This window comes from Cyclobacterium sp. SOCE241 (assembly GCF_056867545.1).
This window is the reverse complement of sequence record NZ_CP149779.1, coordinates 3,370,632-3,388,698: the sequence shown is the minus strand read 5'-3', so window position 1 is coordinate 3,388,698 and position 18,067 is coordinate 3,370,632. Positions and strand designations below refer to the sequence as shown.

The window sequence follows — 18,067 nt, the reverse complement described above, 5'->3', positions numbered from 1 at the left end:
ATATTTAAACGAAAGGAATTAAATTCTATTTTTGTAAAAAATAAATATCTTAAACAAGTGTCCATTGAGCCTTAAACAGAAAATAAACGACTGGATAGAAACAAAGTTCCTGATAGTAATTAGAAAGGAGGAAGACTTTTCGGTTATTACCTCCTTTAATATTACGAAGGTCAGGGTAGGATTATTGTTCGTATTAGTTTTCATGACCTGCTTTGTGATATCTTTGTTTTTATCAAAAACCTTGTTGGCGAGGTGGTTTGATCCCGTTTATATAGAAACAGAAAATATGGTTAAAATTCATGCCTTGTCTGAATCAATTGATTCATTGATCATGGAGGTTGAAGCCAAGGATCAATATGTTAAAAATATTCAGAATGTTATTTCCGGTGAATTTGAAAACAATACACCGGAAACTTCGGATACCGCAAGCCAACCAGTAGTGAATAGAGGGGAGATTGACCTGTATAAAAGTAGTGACGCCACCAAGAAAATTATCGGAGAATTTGAATCGCTTCCTCTTGAGGAATCGAGTTTTGGAAGGATAAGTAGTGGGGCATTTACTGACAACTATTTTTTTCCACCGGTTAAAGGAGTGGTTTCAAGTGGTTTTTCATCCGGTCAAAATCATTTCGGTGTAGATGTTGTTGCCGCTGAAAATGAACCAGTGAAAGCCATTGCTGATGGTACTGTGATTTTCTCTAGCTGGACACTAGAGACCGGTCATGTAGTAGCAGTACAGCATTCGAATGAATTGATTTCTATTTACAAACATAATTCTGTAATATTGAAATCGATTGGAGACCCCGTTCGTGGTGGTGAAATAATATCCATAATAGGAAACACCGGTGAACAGACCACCGGACAGCACTTGCATCTTGAGTTGTGGTACAGAGGAAATCCGCTTGACCCTCAAGAATTTATTACATTTGATTAGATATGGCAAAAAATACTGATGATAAGAAAAATACCACAGAGTTGGTTACTTCAAGTAATCTTGTGGCATTAGGAACAGTAATAGTAGGCAATATAGGTTCTCAGGGAAATATCCGAGTAGAGGGAACGGTGGATGGATCACTAGATTCTCAGCAGAAAATTGTCATTGGCGAGTCAGCCAAGGTCAATGGAGATGTTAGGGCTCAAGATGTGGAAATTTCCGGAGAGATCAAAGGAGATATTTACTGTTCAGATTCACTTTATCTAAAAAAGACAGCATTGATCTATGGTGATATTTATACCAAAAAATTAATCATAGAAAATGGTGCTGAGTTCAATGGTAAATGCAATATGGGCAACAGTAACCAATTAAAAGTGGAAAGAAAAGATGGGGACACCAAAAAACAAGCCTCCTCAAACTGAGCCTCCGGTGTATGTTAAATACTTCGGTTTGGCCTTTCAAATGTGTGCCATTATTGGTCTTGGTAGCTATTTAGGGTACAGGCTACATTTGAAGAGCAATATGGAATTTCCTCTTTATTTATTAATAGGATGTTTTCTTTCTACAGCCATTGCTTTTTACCAACTCTTCAAGTCCATTTCTCCTAAGAAAAATAAAGAAGAGTAAATCTTTCTTAAAATCTCTTCCAAAATATTTCAATCAGATGAAGGCTTTATTTAAAAACCCATTGTTGGGGTTGGTGTTTTTTTCATTGTTGCTTTTTGCAATTATTTGGTTTATTGAACTGGTATATCCCGGACCATGGGTGCATACCTTAATATATACCATACTTTTATTTTTTGCAGTTCTCACAGGAGTTACAGGGTTTTTGGCAGAAAAATTGATGAAATTAGAAGCATTTACCAGTGTTTCTGTGATTTTGGGAATGACCATAATTAGATTATTTTGCTGTATTATCTTTGTTTTTTATTTTATGGCTAGGTCACGAAAATTTACTTTGGTTTGTGGTTGATTTCTTTGTGATTTATTTGTTGTACTTATTGTTTGATATGTACGGCTTAATAACTAATTTGCGCCTTCATTCGAAATAGGCAATAAAAATTGTTTTGATGGTCCGCAAATTTACCAGGTTAAGTATCTTATTGTCAGTAATTTTACTGACATTTTCTGCAGCAGCAATGGCTGCCTCTGATGGTGATGAAGATAAAACAAGCTTCATCATGCATCACGTTAAGGATTCCCATGAATGGCATTTTGCCACCATAGGGCATACGCATGTCACACTATCTCTTCCTGTAATTATCTACTCTTCTGACAGGGGGATTGAGTTTTATTCTTCTTCCTCATTTGTAGATCCCGAAACGCATCATTTCGGTGTAGAGCACAATGGGTACTATATAGATGATCATGATAAGCTTAAAGCAGTTGATGAAAGCAGGTTTTTTATTGATCTGAGCATTACAAAAAATGTGGCCATGTTGTTTTTGATATTGGCCGTGACCTTATTCTTTACACTGTCAGCTTCCGGTTACTACAAAAAGCATCCGAATAAAGCCCCAAGAGGAATTGCTTCCTTTATTGAGCCCATAGTTCTTTTTGTCCGTGATGAAATTGCAAAGCCTAATATTGGCCCAAAATACAAAAAGTTCACTCCCTATTTATTGACCTTGTTTTTCTTTATATGGGTTGGAAACCTTTTGGGTTTGGTGCCTGGTGCAGCGAACCTAACAGGGAATATTGCTGTAACGTTTTCCTTAGCGATAATAACATTTTTCATTACCAATATTAATGGTAACAAAGACTATTGGAAACATGTGGTGGCTACCCCGGGGTACCGCTTCCACTATTATTGGTGATTGTACCCGTAGAGATAATTGGTTTGTTCACCAAACCTATCGCCCTTACTGTTCGACTATTTGTAGCGATTACAGCCGGGCACATTGTTATTCTAAGCTTTATAGGGCTGATCTTTATTTTTGAGTCTTATGCTGTAGGAGTGGCTTCGACCTTTATGGTAGTATTTATCAATGTGATAGAATTACTGGTAGCTACTATTCAAGCTTATGTATTTACTTTATTCTCTGCCATGTATATCGGTTCTGCTGTAGCCGAGCATGGGCATGAGCATTAATTATGAAATCTTTGTTCAATTAAATTAAATAAAAACGAGTATGTTAACTTCATTATTATTGACTGCCGGTTTTGCACTTATGGGTGCGGGTATCGGTGCCGGAATTGTTGCGATAGGCGCAGGTCTGGGTATTGGTAAAATCGGTGCGCAAGCCATGGAAGGCATTGCACGTCAACCTGAAGCAGCTGGTAAAATCCAAACTGCAATGTTGATCATCGCTGCTCTTATTGAAGTAGTTTCCTTGTTTGCAGTAGTAGTTTGTCTACTTATCGCACTTAATGGTAATATTACTTTCTAGAAAAATTGGACCGGCGTTAGGCCGGTCCTTTCTTAATTATTGAACAAAACTGATCTTTAGCTTAAAAAATACACAAAATGGATTTGATTAGTCCTGAATTAGGTTTGATTATTTGGCAACTAATAGCCTTTGCCATCTTATTTTTCATTTTAGCCAAATTTGCATGGAAGCCAATCCTCTCAGCACTTGATGAGAGAGACAGTACCATTGAGGCGTCCCTTAATGAGGCCGAAAAAGCAAGGTTGGAAATGCAAAATCTAGTAGCCGACAATGAGCGTTTGCTACAAGAAGCACGAGTTGAAAGAGATGAAATATTGCGTTCCGCGAATGAGTTTGCAACCCAAACCATGGAAATATCCAAGGAAGAGGCAGCCAAAGCTGGAGCGAAAATGATCGAAGAGGCCAAAGCTGTGATTGAAACTGAGAAACAGGCCGCATTGACAGATGTTAAAATTCAAGTTGCTGAACTTTCTCTAAAGATTGCTGAGAAATTGATGAGACAAAATCTTGCCACTGAAGCTTCTCAAAAAGAGTTGGTAGAAGAATTTGTGAAAGATATTAAATTAAACTAATCTACTCGGAATGTCAGCATACAAAGTAGCATCTCGTTACGCAAAATCACTGCTGGAACTTGCAGTAGAGAAAAAAGAATTGGATCAGGTAAAGTTGGATATGACAACCGTTTTATCATTAAATGCTGGTGATTCATCTTTTTCAGACATGGTTAAAAGCCCTGTCATAAGTTCTGATAAAAAATTAGCTGTCTTAAAGTCTTTGATTGGCAAAAATGCCTCCGCATTGACTTTAAAGTTTTTCGATTTGGTGGTAGAGAAAGGCCGTACTGGATTTCTCCCCGATATGGCCACTGCATTTCTAAGGTTATACAATGATCACCTGGGAATTCAAACCGCGGAGGTGGTAAGCACCATACAATTGGATGAGGATTTGCGAACCTCGTTTAAGGAGATTGTTAAAGAAGTCTCCGGAAAAAATAAAGTGAATCTCATAGAAAAGATTGATCCAAATTTAATAGGTGGTTTTGTTCTTAAAATTGGGGACAAACAACTTGATGAATCGATCAAAAGTAAATTACAACAGTTGCATCTGGACCTAACCCAGAACCTGTATGAGAAGAAATATTAATAAGAAATTAAGCTGTAATCAATAATACTATACAATAATGGCAGATGTAAGACCAGATGAAGTTTCGGCAATATTGAAAGAGCAACTCTCGGAAGCCAAGACTCAAGCAGAATTGGAAGAAGTGGGTACTGTACTCCAAGTCGGTGACGGTGTAGCCCGTATTTACGGACTCTCTAAAGCGCAAGCTGGTGAGTTGATCGAATTTGACAATGGTTTAAGAGCCATGGTTCTCAATTTGGAAGAGGACAATGTTGGTGCTGTACTCTTTGGAGACGCTAAATCGGTTAAAGAAGGAGATACCGTCAAGAGAACGAAAAGGATTGCCTCCATTAATGTAGGTAATGGTATGTTGGGAAGGGTTGTAAATACTTTAGGTGTTCCTATCGATGGTAAAGGAGCTTTGGAAGGAGACCTATATGAAATGCCTCTTGAAAGAAAAGCTCCGGGTGTTATCTATCGTCAGCCGGTAACAGAACCTTTACAAACGGGTATCAAATCTATTGATGCCATGATTCCAATTGGAAGGGGACAACGTGAATTAATCATTGGTGATAGACAAACAGGTAAAACTGCTGTTGCGATTGATACCATCCTTAACCAAAAAGAATTTTACGACAAAGGTGAGCCTGTATTTTGTATTTATGTGGCCATTGGTCAGAAAGCTTCTACAGTTGCTAACGTGGTGGCTGCACTTGAAAAAGGCGGAGCCCTACCTTATACCGTAATTGTAAGTGCTTCTGCTGCAGATCCTGCTCCGATGCAATTCTTTGCTCCTTTTACAGGTGCCACTATTGGAGAGTTTTTTAGAGATACAGGAAAGCCTGCTTTGGTGGTTTATGATGACCTTTCCAAACAAGCAGTAGCTTATCGTGAGGTTTCTTTGTTGCTTAGAAGACCTCCGGGACGTGAAGCATATCCTGGTGATGTATTTTACCTTCACTCCAGATTATTGGAAAGAGCAGCTAAGATCAACTCTTCTGACGAAATTGCAAAGCAGATGAATGACTTGCCACCTTCCTTGGCACCTTTGGTGAAAGGAGGAGGATCATTAACTGCCCTGCCTATCATTGAAACTCAAGCAGGTGACGTTTCTGCGTATATTCCTACGAATGTTATTTCCATTACTGATGGACAAATATTCTTGGAAACTAACCTTTTCAACTCAGGTATCCGTCCTGCTATTAACGTTGGTATTTCTGTATCAAGGGTAGGTGGTAATGCACAAATCAAATCCATGAAAAAAGTAGCGGGTACATTGAAGCTTGATCAAGCTGCATTCCGTGAATTAGAGGCTTTCTCTAAATTTGGATCTGATCTTGACCCTACCACCAAAAGAACTATTGAAAGAGGTAGAAGAAATCAGGAAATTCTTAAACAAGGACAATATTCACCTGTTCGTGTGGATCTTCAAGTTGCAATTATCTATGCATCTTCCAGAGGCTTGTTAGACAATGTCCCTGTTGGAAAAGTTAGGGATTTTGAAAAAGACTTTTATAATCTTATTACTGCTCAATACCCTGAAGCCCTTACAGCGATCAATAAAGGAGACCTAAATACTGCAGGCGATTTGCTTAAAAAAGCTGTTGAGGAGTTGACTCCAAAATACACAGCTTAATTAGCACTGGTCTTAAACAGTATATAAGAAGGATATAGAATAATTATGGCAAATTTAAAGGAAGTAAAAGAAAGGATCAATTCGGTAAGCTCTACCCAGCAGATTACCAAAGCTATGAAAATGGTGGCGGCTGCTAAATTGAGAAGGGCACAGGAGAAAATTGTGCAGATGAGACCCTATTCTCAAAAACTAACTTCCATCCTCAATAATATTTCTTCAGGAGCTGAAGGAGTGTCTGATATTGTATATGCTCAGGAACGTAGTGTAGCCAACTTATTAATTGTCCCTATCACTTCCGATAAAGGATTGTGTGGTGCTTTTAATTCGAATATTATTAAAGCTGCGAATGTTGTTATCCAAGAGCATCAAGGTCAAAATATTACGGTGATGCCCGTAGGAAAAAAGGCCCTTGATTTCTTTAAAAAACAAGATTATTCTTTGGTGACGGCTCATTCCGGGTTGTTTGAAAACATTACCTTTGAGCCGGTTAAAAAAGCTGCTGAATATGTAATGGAAGCTTTCGTTGAGGGTGAGTTTGATCAAGTTATTTTGGTCTATAACCAATTCAAAAACGTGGCCACTCAGGTTGTTGTTAAAGAACAATTCTTACCCATTGCTAAAATGGAAGAGGAAGAGAATGATATATCCCAACAGGACTATATCTTTGAGCCCTCCAAAGATTATATTATTGAAGAATTGGTGCCGAATTCCTTGAAAATTCAATTTTATAAGGCCATTCTTGATAGCAACGCTTCAGAGCATGGGGCTAGGATGACTGCCATGAGCAAAGCAACAGATAATGCTGCAGATCTATTGAAAGATTTGAAACTGGTTTATAATAGAACCCGACAGGCTGCCATTACCAACGAAATCCTTGAAATCGTTGCCGGAGCAAATGCACTTGAGGGAAAATAGAAAACAAGATCTTAAAATATGGAAAAGCTGGTTGTATATGCAATCGGCTTTTTTGTTTTCAGTCTAAGGTATCTAAATTGTTGATTTTAAACCCCGAAATATGCAATAGACTATCTATTACGGGCTGAAATCGCTTAAAAAGCAGCCACTTCCTTGCTGCTTTCAATTTTACCAACGCGGTACTATTCAAAATATTTTAACTGCCTGATTTACCTCTGATTACAACACTTCAAGTAAACACGGTACAGGCTTTACCCCTGACTATTTTCAGGTCGGAGGATTACTATTACATTATCCGAGTTGAAACGATTTTCAACATTTAATAGAATGTGTAGGCATAGCGTTTAATAACCTTGAGTAGGGAAAAGAAGCACAATACCAAATGGTGTGAATTGGTTAAGACGAGTTTGCTTACTGTTCTTTGTTAAGCTCGTTTATTCTTTGAAGAATTGCTTTTCTTTCGATTGCGGCCTCTTTCCAAGGAAGCCCTTTTTTCATGCCCGGTCGCTTGTGACCTATATGGTTGAGTAAGGCGTCTTTAGTGATGGATTGTCTTTCTTTTACAAGGGATAATATTTCTAAGCCATTATTGAAGTTTTTATAAACCTCAGAAGGTTGGTTTTCTTTAAGGTAATCTATCTCGCCTATTCCCAACAGTAGGTTTCTTGCCATTATCCAATGCCCCAGATCAGCCGGGTGTACCCCATCCTTTGCCAGTTCAAATGTAGGGTCAGACAGTCTTTGGTCTTCTTGGAACTTTCGCATAGGCCAATGGATATCAATAACTTGCCATCCTTCTGTATACTGCTGACTTAATAGCCACGAAGCATAGATATCTAAAACATTGGCATAAGCTGCTCCTTTCTTTGGGTCGTATACTGGGGGTGTACTATGGATGATGTCTGCCCCTATGGCTTTAGCCTTATCATGAAGTTTTTTTAGTCCCAATTGATAGGCTTTAAATCGCTCCTCATCAAAAGGAAGATAGATTCCATCATTCATCCCATAATTAGCAAAAATCAAATCCGGCTTCAGTTCATTAAGGACTCTATCTAATCTTTCATGTAAGTCAGGCCTAGGGAACTTTCCATCTGCATGACCTTCTTCTGATAAGCCCGAAACAGTTTCACTTGGAAGCCCTATATTGATGAAATCCCATTCCCTGTCAGGATAGGAAAGCCTTAAATAAGTTTCTACATAATCCACATACTGACCTGAATAGGTTATGCTATTTCCCAAGAAAACAATTTTTTTTACCGAAGGTGAAATCTTCAAACTTTCCTGTGCTTGAAGGTTTGAAACCAGCATCCCACAAAGAAGAAAACCGAGGATAGTTTTAAGTGACATTTGAAATTTTTAAGGATTTGAAAAAGAGCTTCAATATACCTAAAATTAGTTTAATTGGGATATCGACAAATAAAGTTATTCTGAACTCCTTTCTAAAACCATTATGGATTGGTTTGCTTTTTATCCAGGAGCCATTTGCACAATTTGGCGAGGTCTTCTTCAATTATTTCTCTCTCTTTTTGATTTTCATTTAACTTCTTCATTAACTTTTTCAATTGAAAGTCCGGTTTCACAGCCATAATTCTGGAAAAAACTTGCGAAAATAAACCCTTCACGTGCTTTCATCAGTAATGCCCTCAGCTTATAACCTCTTGAAAGTTGAGTAATCTTGGCCACCTTTACCAGCCTTAAAGACCTTACAAAGGATACAAATGGAAGTAAAATAATAAGGAGGTCAATCCAGTTTTTTTTGATGTAGGAAAATTTGTTGTCAGTAATTGCGATCAATAGCAAAAATTCGAAAGCAAAAGCAAACCAGATAAAGCCTTGAATCAATCCAAGAAGTAACGATAGGTCCATATTTAAAAAACTTTCGACTTCTTCATAAAATTGCCACTCGATTAACAATACCGGAATGATTAGTAAGGCTATAATAATCATAGGAATTGAAAATTGTTTTTTTAAATGGTTGTATAATCCTTCATTACACTTTGACCAATTATAAAATGGTAACCATATTTTCTGTGGCTCCACTAAGTTGCGTTGTCCAATAGCTATCGGTGGAAAGATCAAACAGATTAAAGTTCTAACCAGGGAACTCTGAGCTATTTTCACTTTTCCCATATAGGCCAAAACCATAATTAAAAGGGCATCGATAAAAAAGAAGAACCATAAGCAGCCATAAATTATTGCCATTCCGGAAATAAAATTGGAATACTGTAAGGTTCCTTCCTCATAAGAAAAATTATTGATGATGGCAGCAGAGATGATAAGCATGATGAAGGAGATTATGAATTTTGGCCAAACGATCCTATTTTGGTATTGGGTCAAATTGTTCATAGACCAAACTTTAAGGTTTGTTTGCAAAGAGGTGTCTCTAGTGGATTTTACTTGGAGCAAAAGGGGAAAATCTAAGGAAATTTCTCCAATGGGGTCGAGTAAACGCTCCCTTTCCAATAGATTTTCGATTTGCGCAATGACAAATGGGTTTTGACAACGTTGGAGCGCGGCCATTAATACTTCTTTTTTATCACTTGTAATTTGGTCCATAATTAGTTGGTTGAAGCACAAAGGTAATTGCTTGACATTGGAAGCAAAAAACCAAGATTAACCTTAGAAAATGGTATTGGTTCTGTAGATTTCTTATATAGTTTTTAGTCCGCAAAAAAATCAACCATTTAGTCTTCATGGTTTTTCGGCCTATATTAATCTTGGCAACGGAGATTATTCCATAGGATTTAGATTTTTTCCTGTGTAGCAAATATTAATATATACATAATGATGAATTTGAATGATTTTGATAGCAATGAATTAAGATTACAAAAAAATTGGTAAACCAGAAGATTCATTAGTCATAATAGTATTCAAACCTTCTTTAAAAATTTTGTAAGAGGTTGATTTTGACCGTTAAAAGATTAATGGTAGGTAATTATTTTGATTTTAATTAAACTGCTTATTCATAATAAGGGAGGGACCCTTTTTAAAAAATAAGGTATGATTTAGGATTTTAGCGTATAGTTAAGTAATAACCATTTGAAAATTTTATATGAATCCATTTAACAAAGACACACGAAGAAAATTTATTAAAACCTCTGGAATGGCCACGCTTGGCTTTATGGGGTTGTATCAGTTTATCAATCCCAACCAAGTTTTAGGGAAAACAGCAACTCCAGCTACATTAGGCTATGGTCCATTACAGAAAGACCCTGAAGGTATTTTAAATTTACCTGAAGGATTCACTTATAAAATCCTTACAACCAAAGGAGATAAAATGGACGATGGCTTTTATTTACCAGGGGCCTCAGATGGGATGGGTGCTTTTCAAGGAAAGAATGGAAGGACAATAGTGGTTCGAAATCATGAGCTTAGTCCTGATTCATTAGAAAATTCGGGCTTTGGAAAAAACAATGAGTTGGTGGATAAAATTAGTCCCAAAGATTTTTATGATTTTGGAAAAGGTTTATTACCCGGTTTAGGAGGTACTTCAACTTTTGTTTACAATGAGAATACCGGGGAACTGGAAAAACAATACATGAGCTTGGCAGGAACCGTTAGAAACTGTGCAGGTGGTATTACTCCATGGGGGACTTGGCTTACTTGTGAAGAAAGTACATTAAAAAAGGGTGGTTACGAAGGACGTTTAGAAAAAGATCATGGGTATGTTTTTGAGGTTCCGGCATCTGAGGAAATAAAAAGAGCAAAGCCACTACCGATTAAGGCAATGGGTAGGTTCAATCATGAGGCGGTAGCGGTAGATCCTGCCTCGGGTGTTGTTTACCTTACAGAGGACAGAGGAGACAGTATTTTTTATAGATACATTCCTAATAATCCGGGTAAACTTCATAAAGGAGGTAAATTACAAGCACTTGTCATTTTGGGTGAGAAAAGTAGGGATACCAGAAACTGGGAAGACAGTGAAGGCCCTGAGTTTCCACTAATGAAAAAGCATAAAGTGACATGGGTTGACATTGAAAATGTGGAAAGTCCTGAAGATGACCTGCGTTTCCAAGGCTTTGACAAAGGGGCAGCTGTTTTTGCTAGAGGAGAGGGAATATGGTATGGAGACAAGGAGGTTTACTTTGCCTGTACCAATGGAGGTAAAATAGGTGCAGGACAGGTATTTCGTTACACACCAAGTAAAGACGAAGGAAAACCTGAAGAAAAAACAACCCCGGAGAGTTGACCCTATTCGTAGAATCTGAAGACAGGGAGATATTAAAGAATTGTGATAATTTAGCTGTGGCTCCTTGGGGGGATGTTATTTTATGTGAGGATCACAAACATCCTTTCCTAGTAGGGGTAACCCCAAAAGGTGAATTGTATCACCTCGCAGAAAATGTAGGTTTTGAGTCTGAGTTAGCAGGAGGAGTGTTTTCACCATCCGGAAAAACCTATTTTGTAAATATTCAAGGCCCTGGCATTACCTTGGCCATTACCGGACCTTGGAAGTCCTAGTTTGTTAGATTAATGGAAATGCTCCACTTTCAATGATTTTTGAAGGTGGAGCGTTTTTATTTATAGGCAAATTGGAAGCATGGGTAAACAGCCTTATGTAGCATTCGCTTTAGAAGGGCAAAAAACATGATAACTAAAGCTAATGAAGTGATAGAGTGGTGAAAAGATGGGGAAATATAGCAGAGTTTAACCATACTTATTCATTTTTTACTGCTCAGGCCACAATAGTTTTGTTATTCATTAAAACATAATCTATATTTGCCACTCAAAATTAAAAATGATGGCCACTCAAAAGACAAAAAAGGGAAACCGACTACAGATACATCCAATGAGCTTCTTGAGAATCCGGAAGCAATTGCTGACCGCCTTGGAAGAGGGGAGACCTTCTTAAAGGACAACGCCAAATTTGTTGGCGGAGCCATTGGTGCGGTGATTTTAATTATTGCAGGAATAATTGGGTTTCAGATACATAAAGCCAATCAAAACGAGAAGGCTCAAGGAGAAATGTTCCAAGCAGTTTACTATTTCGAGCAGGATAGTTTAGACTTTGCTTTGAATGGAGATGGTGTAGAACCTGGATTTCTTACCATTATAGATGAATATAGTGGAACTGATGCTTCTAATCTAGCTCACTACTATGTAGGTTCTATTTATCTATCCACAGGTGAATTTCAATCTGCAGCTGATCATTTGAAAAAGTTTTCTTCTTCCGACTTTTTGGTGCAGGCTCATGCCTATTCATTAATTGGTGATGCCTATATGGAACTTGGCGAGTTAGATGATGCCATCGACTATTATAAAGACGCTGCCAATTATAAAGTCAATGAGTTTTTCACTCCAAAGTATTTAGCAAAATTGGCCATCGCTTATGAAGAGGCAGGTGAATTGGATCAAGCCATTGCTACCTATGAAGAAATAGAAACGAAGTATTCAAATGCTTATGAATACAGTGAAGCTCGAAAGCATAAAGCCCGACTCGAAGGTCTGGCTTCTAATTGATATGAATTAAATCATTGATATAAAAGAGTAAGACCTGATTGGTTTTACTCTTTTTTTGTGAATTAATAGCAAACTTATGGCTACCTCATTAAAAAATTTAAGTCAGCATACCCAAGAAAATATTCAGGATATAAGTGATAAGACCTTTGCCTTGGTGGTAGCTGAATGGAATGACGAAATTACATCCTCGCTTTATAGTGGGGCAATTGAAACGCTTTTGCGCTATGGTGCAAAAAAAGAGAATATATATAGAAAGAACGTTCCCGGATCCTTCGAGCAGCTCCCCTTAGGTGCACAATGGTTGGCAAAACTTGAGGAAATAGATGCCGTGATATGTTTGGGTTGTGTAATACAAGGTGAAACGCGGCATTTTGATTTTATCTGTGATGCCGTAGCCAATGGAATTACACAAGTAGGATTAAAGTATGACAAGCCAGTGATCTTCGGTGTGCTTACTCCGGAAAATCAGCAGCAAGCTTTAGATAGAGCAGGAGGTAAACATGGTAACAAAGGAGATGAAGCGGCCATCACAGCGATAAAAATGCTAGGCTTTTAAGGCCGGCTAATAACAACATATATCATAAATCTGGTATTCTAATGAAAATCATGAAATTTGGCGGTACTTCTGTAGGAAGACCGGAGAGAATGCATCAGGTAAAAGATCTGATCACATTAGATAATGAAAAGAAAATTGTGGTGCTTTCAGCTTTGTCTGGCACTACCAACGCTTTAGTAGCGATAGGGGAATCTTTGTCTTCTGGAAAAAGGAAGAGGCCAAGGAAAAAATACAAAGTCTCCATGAACATTACATTCAATTTCATCAGGCCTTATTGAGTACTGAAGCAGGCAAAGCCAAAGCATTGCAAATCATTAATGAGCATTTTGAGTTTTTGAATATCATCCTTAAAATATCCTTTAATGAAGCCATTAATAAGGATATTTTGGCCCAAGGCGAATTATTATCAACCAAGCTGTTTTACACTTTGCTTCAGGAAAATGAAGTTCCTGCAGTTTTTCTGCCGGCACTTGAGTTTATGTGTATTGATGAAAATGATGAACCAAACCTCGGCAGAATTGGTGAAAAGTTAAAAGCCATATTGGCCAGTTATCCCAATGAGACTGTTTTTATCACTCAAGGTTATATTTGTAAAAATCACCTGAATGAGGTTGATAACCTCAAAAGGGGAGGAAGTGATTATACTGCTTCCTTAATAGGTTCAGTTTTGTCAGCTTCTGTTGTTGAAATATGGACGGATATTGATGGGATGCATAACAATGATCCCCGGGTGGTAGATCAAACCAGACCCATTGCTCAATTGTCTTTTGATGAAGCCGCTGAATTGGCCTATTTTGGCGCGAAAATCCTACATCCTGCTTCTATCTGGCCAGCCCAATCTCACAATGTACCCGTGAAACTTCTCAATACCATGGAGCCAAGTGCACAAGGGACTACCATAACAGGTGAAGGAGAAGGTTCTGTTGGTGTTAAAGCTATTGCGGCAAAAGATGGCATTACCGCCATAAAGATAAAATCCAGTCGCATGCTTTTGGCACATGGGTTTTTGAGGAAAGTTTTTGAGATATTTGAAAAATACAAGACATCAATTGATATGATAACCACTTCGGAAGTGGCCATATCTTTAACCCTTGATGATATTACCCATTTAAAGGAAATAACTGCTGAATTGCAGAAATTGGGGAAAGTAGAAGTTGATCATTACCTCTCCATTATCTGCATTGTTGGTAATTCTATTATGGAAGAAAAACAGGTCCTTAATAAGATTATTGATAGTGTTGAAGAATTTCCGTTAAGAATGGTCTCTTACGGTGGAAGCAAGCACAATGTGTCCTTGCTCGTGGATGGTAAACATAAAAATCAAGCCTTGCAATGCCTGAATAATGGCCTGTTTGACTTCAAGTAAAAATAAGTAGATGGGTGAGCCACAAGCAAACAAATCCAATTTTCTAAAAAAGCTTCAAGCCAAATGGCAGCTAAAAAGTCTTTGGCAGGTGGTGCTGGTTTTGGTAGTGTTTGCTTGTACAGGTTTTACAATTTTATTGATTAAGCAACCCATTTTTGATTTTTTAGGCTTCGATACCAGTGAAAGGAGTTTCTTGAAAACGGTCATTTACCTTTTGTTGGTATTGCCATTATATCAGTTATTCCTTTTGATATATGGTTTTATTTTTGGACAATTTGCTTTTTCTGGGAAAAAGAAAAGCAATTTTTCCGCCGTTTAAGACGGTTATTAACCCAAAATAAAAAGTAAAACTAAAGTTATTAACAGGTAAAAAATAGTATTATCAATGGCTAAGCAAAGAGGTTTACCTATAGAAGAAAGTGACAAAAGAAAATTAAATAAAAAGAACTTCGAAAAGCTATTTGGGATTTTCAAGTTTGCCATGCCTTATAAAGTGCCTTTTATTATTGGGATGGTTTTTTTGTTTTTTTCCAGCCTAATGTTGTTGACTTTTCCTTATGTGGCAGGCAAATTAATTGATGCCGCTTCAGGGAAAGATTGGATTATTAATGATATCAATGGGATCGCCTTTGTATTGATCGGGATATTATTTATTCAAAGTATATTTTCCTTTTTTAGGGTTTGGCTATTTGCTAAGGTTAGTGAAAACTCCATGAGGGACATTAGGGTGGCCCTGTATGAACGATTGGTGAGATTGCCTATGACATTCTTTGACCAACGAAGAACAGGGGAGTTGATCAGTAGGATTACTTCTGATGTCACAATGCTCCAGGATACCTTCTCCATAACCTTGGCAGAATTGTTAAGACAAATCATTACGCTTGTAGCAGGAATAATATTTTTGTTTTATACCACTCCGCGGTTAACACTTTTTATGTTGATTACAATTCCCGTACTTGTGGTGATAGCTATGATATTTGGGAAATTTATCAGGAAACTTTCCAAGAAAACCCAAGATGCACTTGCCTCTGCAAATGTGGTGGTGGAAGAAACCTTACAATCTATCGCGACAGTAAAATCTTTTACAGGGGAAAATTATGAAATTAACCGGTATAGAAATAAACTCAATAGTGTAGTAGAGGTTGCATTGAAAGCAGCCGGATTTAGAGGGGCTTTTATTTCCTTTATAATCTTCGCTCTTTTTGGAGGTATCGTTGCTGTAATATGGTATGGGGCGACATTGGTAAGTGCCGGAGAGATGAGTGTGGGAGACCTCGTTTCCTTTGTCTTGTATACCACATTTATCGGTGGATCCATAGCCGGATTGGGTGATATTTATGGGCAAATTCAAAAGGCCATTGGTTCTTCTGAAAGGGTATTGGAAATCTTAAATGAAATAACTGAAGAGCAAAAAAGCCTCACTTCAGAAAGCTCCATAAGTGGATCTATTCGGTTCGATAAGGTGAAGTTTCATTATCCCACCAGGCCTGAATATCGTGTGTTGGATGGAATTTCTCTATATGCAGAGCCGGGTGAAAAAATTGCTCTTGCTGGACATAGTGGTGCCGGGAAATCTACAATTATTCAATTATTGCTTAAGTTTTATTCCATAGGTAGTGGGTCTATTTTACTGGATGAAAAATCCATAGAAGAGTGGGACCCACAGGGTTTAAGGAAAAATATTGGAATGGTGCCTCAAGAGGTGCTGTTGTTTGGTGGATCGATCCGGGAAAATATCAGGTATGCCAAGCCAAATGCCAGTGAGGAGGAAATAGTAAATGCTGCCAAACAAGCAAATGCTTTAGAGTTTATAGATAAATTCCCTGATGGTTTTGATACCTTGGTAGGCGAGAGAGGGATCAAGTTATCCGGTGGTCAAAGGCAAAGGATAGCCATTGCTAGGGCAATATTAAAGGATCCGGCCATTTTAATTTTGGATGAAGCTACTTCGTCTTTAGATGCCGAAACGGAATCTTTGGTTCAAGAAGCCCTGGATAAATTAATGACGGGAAGAACCACTGTTATTATTGCCCATAGACTGTCTACCATTAGGAAGGTTGATAGAATTTATGTGATCAAAGATGGGAAGGTTATCGAAGAAGGAAATCACGAGGCATTAAGCGCTAAAGAAGGTGGACATTATGCCCACTTAGTTAATCTGCAGTTTGCGGATGATACTTTACGGCCTTTAAGCTAATGTCCAGACTTTGCACCTGATGGGTAAGGGCTCCCACTGATATGAAATCCACTCCGGACTCGGCTACATCTACGATAGTGTTTTCATTAATCCCTCCCGATGCTTCTGTAATGTATTGTTTGTCAATTAAGGCCACAGCTTCTTTCATTTCTTTGGGTGACATATTGTCAAGCATGATAATATCTACCCCTCCTTTGTCAAGTACTGCTTTAACTTCCTTTAAATTTCTTGTTTCAATCTCTACTTTTAAATCTAGCCTATTTTTTCAAATAGGCATTGGTGGCATTGATTGCTTCTGCAATACCTCCTGCAAAATCAATATGATTGTCCTTAAGCATAATCATGTCGTATAGCGCATAGCGATGATTTTGCCCTCCGCCAATAGCCACTGCCCATTTTTCAAGCATTCTAAAATTTGGGGTGGTTTTGCGAGTGTCCAATAAACGTGCGTCTGTATGTTGGATTAATTGATTGAAATGATGTGTTTTGGTGGCGATGCCACTCATTCTTTGCATACAATTCAATACGAGCCTTTCTGTAGTAAGTATAGATTGGGCACTTCCCGAAACGGTAAGCCCAATGTCTCCATAGTTTACAGCATCCCCATCTTTCATCAGCAAGTTGACTGTCAGGTTAGGGTCAAAGTGGCTGAATATCCGCTCGGCCAATGTCAATCCGGCAATGATTCCTTTCTCCTTAATTAAAAGGTTTGCTTTTCCTTGTTGGTCGGCAGGAACTGATGCCAAAGTGGAGTGGTCTCCTACGCCCACATCTTCTTTCAGTGCGGCATCTATAAATTGATTTAACCCTTCTGCTGTAATATAGTCTTTCATATTAGGCCAAAAATAAGAAATTATTTCCTACCAAAAGGATAATTTATTTCTTAACGAAATCCAGACTATTAACCAGCCATCTCCCATCATCCAGTTCTTTTCCTTTGATCAATACACTAAACTGATTGTTAATGGAGGTGTAAGTGCCTATTAGAAAGCTGTTTTTAGCGTCAATTTTATTTTCTTTTTGCAGCTTAAAACTCTTGACCGGATTGCTCTTGAAAAAATTGGCCAGAACGATTTCTGCTTGGCTTTTTGAAAAATCTTTCTTGCTATTGTCAAAGCGAATTTCAACCATTTTGCCTAAAAAGGATGACAGGGCTTTGCTTGAACCCTTTTGAAAAGCTGAGATGATGGATGAGTTTTTTTCTTGTGCTAAGCCTACGAATAGATGGGCAAACAGGAAAATACCTAGTAGTAGAAATTTTGAATTAAAGCGGAACATTTTAATTCTCTATCAAATTCCAGACCAAAATATCAGTAATGTGAAATTTTGCTTAATGAAATTTTACAGGTTTTATTTTTGACATTCCTTAACGGATAATATTCCTCAATTTGCTGACCTCTATCTTTTATTCTCTTATATTTGCGTGGTAATGGAAGGAATGCTGGGATGTGTATCCTAGTAAATTTTAGGAGCAAAAACAGTATTTCTTTC

17 protein-coding genes and 4 pseudogenes are annotated in these 18,067 nt (G+C 37.8%); 16 read left to right on the top strand and 5 right to left on the bottom strand.

The genetic code is table 11. The features are described 5' to 3' along the window. The first annotated feature begins 64 nt into the window (after positions 1–64). Genes WG932_RS16890 through WG932_RS16880 form a run of 3 tightly spaced genes read left to right on the top strand, consistent with a single transcriptional unit; the run spans position 65 to position 1,561 of the window. Positions 65–934 carry a M23 family metallopeptidase gene (locus WG932_RS16890; protein ID WP_014019211.1) on the top strand — a complete coding sequence of 290 codons (870 nt, stop codon included), beginning with the start codon at positions 65–67 and terminating at the stop codon, positions 932–934. Between the two features lie 2 nt (positions 935–936). Beyond that, positions 937–1,356: a bactofilin family protein gene (locus tag WG932_RS16885; RefSeq protein ID WP_014019210.1), complete on the top strand. Its 420-nt coding sequence runs from the start codon at positions 937–939 to the stop codon at positions 1,354–1,356. Beyond that, positions 1,322–1,561 (top strand): AtpZ/AtpI family protein, encoded by a 240-nt coding sequence (locus tag WG932_RS16880; protein WP_014019209.1) that lies wholly within the window; start codon positions 1,322–1,324, stop codon positions 1,559–1,561. The genes WG932_RS16885 and WG932_RS16880 overlap by 35 nt, the downstream gene beginning before the upstream one ends. 33 nt (positions 1,562–1,594) lie before the next feature. Here the strand turns inward: WG932_RS16880 and WG932_RS16875 are convergent, their stop codons facing one another. Then, entirely contained in the window at positions 1,595–1,828 is a 234-nt protein-coding gene (locus tag WG932_RS16875; RefSeq protein WP_149392070.1) for a hypothetical protein, read from the bottom strand. 176 nt (positions 1,829–2,004) lie between these two features. Here WG932_RS16875 and atpB point away from each other — a divergent pair. The 6 genes and pseudogenes from atpB to atpG all read left to right on the top strand — a co-directional run bounded on the left by atpB (position 2,005) and on the right by atpG (position 6,997). Further along, positions 2,005–3,026: pseudogene (atpB, locus tag WG932_RS16870) on the top strand (F0F1 ATP synthase subunit A). Between the two features lie 40 nt (positions 3,027–3,066). Beyond that, a complete protein-coding gene (gene atpE, locus WG932_RS16865) occupies positions 3,067–3,324 on the top strand; it encodes an ATP synthase F0 subunit C (protein WP_014019206.1) in 258 nt (85 codons plus the stop codon). Positions 3,325–3,401: 77 nt separating this feature from the next. Next, positions 3,402–3,896: a F0F1 ATP synthase subunit B gene (gene atpF / locus WG932_RS16860; RefSeq protein ID WP_149392068.1), complete on the top strand. Its 495-nt coding sequence runs from the start codon at positions 3,402–3,404 to the stop codon at positions 3,894–3,896. A 10-nt stretch (positions 3,897–3,906) separates the two neighbouring features. Beyond that, a complete protein-coding gene (gene atpH, locus WG932_RS16855) occupies positions 3,907–4,467 on the top strand; it encodes an ATP synthase F1 subunit delta (RefSeq protein ID WP_014019204.1) in 561 nt (186 codons plus the stop codon). Between the two features lie 37 nt (positions 4,468–4,504). Then, positions 4,505–6,082 carry a F0F1 ATP synthase subunit alpha gene (atpA, locus tag WG932_RS16850; RefSeq protein ID WP_014019203.1) on the top strand — a complete coding sequence of 526 codons (1,578 nt, stop codon included), beginning with the start codon at positions 4,505–4,507 and terminating at the stop codon, positions 6,080–6,082. A gap of 45 nt (positions 6,083–6,127) precedes the next feature. Further along, on the top strand, positions 6,128–6,997 hold the full coding sequence (gene atpG / locus WG932_RS16845; RefSeq protein WP_014019202.1) for an ATP synthase F1 subunit gamma: 870 nt from the start codon (positions 6,128–6,130) through the stop codon (positions 6,995–6,997). 411 nt (positions 6,998–7,408) lie between these two features. On the opposite strand, the gene WG932_RS16840 is transcribed toward atpG, so the two are convergent. Continuing rightward, positions 7,409–8,344, bottom strand: a complete 936-nt coding sequence (locus WG932_RS16840; RefSeq protein ID WP_483084750.1) for an SGNH/GDSL hydrolase family protein — start codon at positions 8,342–8,344, stop codon at positions 7,409–7,411. Between the two features lie 186 nt (positions 8,345–8,530). After that, positions 8,531–9,553, bottom strand: coding sequence for a hypothetical protein (locus WG932_RS16835; protein ID WP_483084749.1), 1,023 nt, complete (start codon positions 9,551–9,553; stop codon positions 8,531–8,533). 496 nt (positions 9,554–10,049) lie between these two features. Between WG932_RS16835 and WG932_RS16830 the strand changes: the two genes are divergently transcribed. From WG932_RS16830 to WG932_RS16800, 7 genes and pseudogenes are all read left to right on the top strand, one after another. Then, entirely contained in the window at positions 10,050–11,186 is a 1,137-nt protein-coding gene (locus WG932_RS16830; RefSeq protein WP_483084748.1) for an alkaline phosphatase PhoX, read from the top strand. Then, a complete protein-coding gene (locus WG932_RS16825; RefSeq protein WP_483084747.1) occupies positions 11,183–11,458 on the top strand; it encodes an alkaline phosphatase PhoX in 276 nt (91 codons plus the stop codon). The genes WG932_RS16830 and WG932_RS16825 overlap by 4 nt, the downstream gene beginning before the upstream one ends. A 258-nt stretch (positions 11,459–11,716) precedes the next feature. Then, positions 11,717–12,457 carry a tetratricopeptide repeat protein gene (locus tag WG932_RS16820; protein ID WP_483084746.1) on the top strand — a complete coding sequence of 247 codons (741 nt, stop codon included), beginning with the start codon at positions 11,717–11,719 and terminating at the stop codon, positions 12,455–12,457. A 76-nt stretch (positions 12,458–12,533) separates the two neighbouring features. Beyond that, on the top strand, positions 12,534–13,013 hold the full coding sequence (ribH, locus tag WG932_RS16815; protein ID WP_483084745.1) for a 6,7-dimethyl-8-ribityllumazine synthase: 480 nt from the start codon (positions 12,534–12,536) through the stop codon (positions 13,011–13,013). 41 nt (positions 13,014–13,054) lie between these two features. Beyond that, positions 13,055–14,379: pseudogene (locus WG932_RS16810) on the top strand (aspartate kinase). 10 nt (positions 14,380–14,389) lie between these two features. Further along, a pseudogene (locus tag WG932_RS16805) lies at positions 14,390–14,727 on the top strand (DUF6787 family protein). A 37-nt stretch (positions 14,728–14,764) separates the two neighbouring features. Beyond that, the gene (locus WG932_RS16800; RefSeq protein ID WP_014019194.1) at positions 14,765–16,576 is read left to right on the top strand and encodes an ABC transporter ATP-binding protein; all 1,812 of its coding nucleotides are present in this window, start codon (positions 14,765–14,767) and stop codon (positions 16,574–16,576) included. Here the strand turns inward: WG932_RS16800 and nadC are convergent. Both nadC and WG932_RS16790 read right to left on the bottom strand, forming a co-directional pair. After that, positions 16,533–17,409: pseudogene (nadC, locus tag WG932_RS16795) on the bottom strand (carboxylating nicotinate-nucleotide diphosphorylase). The gene WG932_RS16800 and the pseudogene nadC sit on opposite strands and share 44 nt — an antisense overlap. A gap of 43 nt (positions 17,410–17,452) precedes the next feature. After that, complete coding sequence (locus WG932_RS16790; RefSeq protein WP_014019192.1) at positions 17,453–17,854, bottom strand: DUF4783 domain-containing protein; 402 nt, start codon at positions 17,852–17,854, stop codon at positions 17,453–17,455. Between the last annotated feature and the right edge of the window lie 213 nt (positions 17,855–18,067).